A 3545-nucleotide genomic window follows, 5' to 3' on the forward strand; every position below is an offset into this window, starting at 1 on the left:
TTGAAGATTACCCTTCCAATTGGCAATCAAACCCGTATACAAACAGGAAACCGTGCCGTCATAAGCATAAAAATAAGGAGGTTGTACCCGAACCTGTACAGCCCGAAAAGGCAAATCAATACTATCAAAAGAAATACGAAAACGCTCTTTTCTTGAACCCTCCTTTTCTAAAACCAACACCTCAAGTGGTGCAGTAGAGTTTCCAAGATAGACTTTATCGGCAGCTGCACCTGCAAAATAATAACTATTGTAGTTTAAATCCATTTCGGAAATCTTACGAGAAGCCATGGGAAAATTTCGAATGAACGTATTGTGGTGCTTGGTAATGGTATGGGAAACTTTATAGAGCACTACCAAACTGATAACTCCAACAAAAGCACCTACAAAAAGGACGAATATTGTTTTTAATAACTTCGCTTTCCTTTGCATTAGAATAATTCCCACCACTGCCAAAGCTATAAAGAAAACATTAAACCAGAGATGTTCCTGCCACCCCATCTGTTCCAAAACGCCTCCACAAGAGCATGGAATAGATGCACTGTAATTGAGAATGATAAAAATGTAGGTCGTAAACAAAACCATCAAGAAGTAGCTCAAGTAAAGACCGTACATCCTCGTTTTATGAATCAGTAATGATAAGGCAATCAGCAGTTCGCTTAAAGGTACCGTCAACGAAAGCCATCCCGCAAAAGAACTAATCAAAGGCGATTGCCCCAACTGTACCCTGAAATTCTCAAAATCCAGCAGTTTACTCACTGCCGCATAAACAAACAATAAAACATACAGCAGGCAGATACTGTGCAAATTCCAGTGATATTGACCACCCAATTCCAATTTAAAGTGAGCACCTGATTCCAATTCAAAATGAGCACCCAATTCCGGAGCAAAATGACCACCCCATTTTTCATTAAAAACTACTCTTATTCATCTGTTAATTAGTATTCAAATATACTTAAATATTACCCTTTGTTTATCCCTCTTTTTTTTCTCATAGATTCTCCATGTAATTCGAGTCGATGAGATTGATGTATCAGCCTATCCAAAATAGCATCAGCTATGGTTTTTTCTCCAATGATGTCATACCAGCCTTGCACTGGGATTTGTGAGGTGACAATAATAGAACCGTTATTATGCCTGTCTTCAATGATCTCTAAAAGGGTAATTCTGTTACTACTATCCAAAGCTTGGAGTCCAAAATCGTCTAATATAATAACATCTTGCCGTTCAATTTTGGCCAATTCTCGCAGGTAAGAACCATCTGCTTTGGCCATTTTTAATTTAGCAAACAGCTTCGAAGTATTAAAATAACTTACTTTAAAACCTTGGATACAGGCTTGATAACCTAATGCGGTGCCTAAATAACTTTTACCTACACCAGTACTTCCCGTGATTAAAATGTTTTCATTTTTTTCGACAAATTCACATTCTGCCAGACGCAGTATGGTATTTCGATCCAGATTACGGGTTTGGTCAAAATTGATACTTTCAATATTTGACTTGTAATGGAATCGGGCGTTGGTGATACTGCGGGCAATACGCCGATTGTGCCTTTCATCCCATTCGGCATCAATAAGCATCGATACAAACTGATCGAGCGTGTAATGGTCTGTTTTCCCGCTTTCAATGGCTGTTTTAAAGGCATTATGCATGCCGTAAAGCTTCATTTGTTTCATTTTTGTTACTGTGGATTCATTCATGATTACTGTGTTTTAATTTAATTATAATACTGTTTTCCTCTTATGTTAGCATGAATTGGAAGTTCCTGCTCAGGTTCTTGTTCAAATTCAATATGATCTAAGTTGTTTTCTAAAATATTTTGGATGGTCTTAAAATTGTAAATTTTAAAATCAAGTGCCCGCTTACAGGCATTTATTAATCGCTCTTTGCCTACCTTTTTTTCGAAGTTTAATATTCCCAAACAACTTTTATAAGCCTGTTCAGGATGGTTTCTACTTTCGATTATTTGCATAATATATTCTCCTACTGACTCGTCAATATTACTGGCCCAATCAATGAAGCGGGCAGCACTCCACTGGGCTACAAATTGATGCGTGCTGGCTAAATGCTCCGGGGTTGTGGTATAGATATAAGGTTTGTAATTCCTTGGATGAATGGCTATTCGATTGTATTTGTGATAGATCTCTACCGTTGATTTGGTATACAATAGTTTCGCTTTTTTCTTGACATATTGATACGGAACACTGTAGTAATTTTTGTCTTGACTTAATTGAACATGTCCGTTTTGCATCACTGTTGCAAAGGATTGGTATTTGATTTCAAAACGTTCTTGTGGTAATGGACTTAGTTTTTGTTGCTCATCTTCTAAAAATAATTCTATCCGAGAGTACGGACGTCCTGTGAGTTTTCGACTATTATGAGCATCCAATAAATCCCATATTTGCTGGTTTAATTCTTCCAGAGAAAAGAATTTAGTTTCTTTTAGATTTACATAAATCCTTCGATACAAGATTTTGACAGCTCCTTCAACCAATGACTTATCTCGTGGTTTGTAAGCCCTGGCAGGCAAGATTGTGGTTTGGTAATGCTCGGCTAAATCAGCTAAAGTTTCATTGATTGTTGGTTCAAAACGACTGCTTTTTATCACTGCAGATTTTAAATTATCCGGAACAATTGCCGCAGGAGTACCTTCAAAAAAACGCATAGCATTTTCTACCGATGTAACAAAATCTTCCTTTTGTTGGCTCATGGAAGCTTCGGCATAGGTGTATTGGCTGGCTCCTAATATGGCTACAAAAAATTGTACTTCTTTAATTTCTCCCGTGTCTTTATCAATGATGGAGAGTGTTTTTCCAGCATAATCCACATACATTTTATCACCTGCTTTGTGATTCATGTGCATCACTGGATTGACTCGTTTGCTCCATGTTTTATAATGATGTCCAAATTGCGAGCTTCTGTAACCATTAGGATTTAGGGCAATATATTGCTCCCACATGTGCTGTATGGTAACGCCAACTTTTTTTAGTTCGCGTTCCATTTTAGGAAAAAAATCATAAAGAATCTGCAGTTTGGGACTGATTGATCCCACGGTAGTGTGTGAGAACAAAAGTTCTAACTCAGCATCTGTTTTGTCGTTAATTACTTCAAAACTTAATCCTAGCACTTCAAATAAAGAAATATACTTCTTTACCGTATTTCTAGAAAGAGATAAGTACTTACTTATGAATAACTTACTTTTTCCGTTACAGTAGAACTTAATTGCTTTTCTAATTTTACTCATGTCTGTTATTTTGTTTGCCATAATCCGTATTTTTTTAACGAATGTATGGTGCTAACAACATGAAAAAGTTAGTAGTTTTTGATGATCAATTGTACCCCAAAATTAGGTGGTCAATTTGAACTGGAAAGTGGTGGTCAGTTTGCTCCGAAACTGGTGGTCAATTTGCACTGGAATAGGGTGGTCAATTTGACCGGTTTTTCCAATATAATTGTGAAAGTATTTGTAGCTTGTTTGAAGACCATTAAACAGGTCAAAGCCGTTTCCGATTACGAAAAGTGGTTTCAGATTATTGTCGTGCTTCTCC

Annotated in this window: 4 protein-coding genes; all 4 read right to left on the bottom strand. The window is 36.9% G+C overall.

The features are described 5' to 3' along the window. Window positions 1–876: MauE/DoxX family redox-associated membrane protein (locus VIH09_RS08910; RefSeq protein ID WP_331580068.1), on the bottom strand; the 876-nt coding region annotated here is incomplete at its 3' end. Between the two features lie 83 nt (window positions 877–959). Then, window positions 960–1697, bottom strand: coding sequence for an IS21-like element helper ATPase IstB (gene istB / locus VIH09_RS08915; RefSeq protein ID WP_113667236.1), 738 nt, complete (start codon window positions 1695–1697; stop codon window positions 960–962). 17 nt (window positions 1698–1714) lie between these two features. After that, window positions 1715–3262 (bottom strand): IS21 family transposase, encoded by a 1548-nt coding sequence (gene istA, locus VIH09_RS08920; protein WP_331580077.1) that lies wholly within the window; start codon window positions 3260–3262, stop codon window positions 1715–1717. 81 nt (window positions 3263–3343) lie between these two features. Then, a complete protein-coding gene (locus VIH09_RS13615) occupies window positions 3344–3526 on the bottom strand; it encodes an AbiH family protein (protein WP_414656149.1) in 183 nt (60 codons plus the stop codon). Between the last annotated feature and the right edge of the window lie 19 nt (window positions 3527–3545).

It is taken from the genome of Flavobacterium sp., assembly GCF_036515215.1.
In the GTDB taxonomy this organism is placed as follows: Bacteria; Bacteroidota; Bacteroidia; order Flavobacteriales; family Flavobacteriaceae; genus Flavobacterium.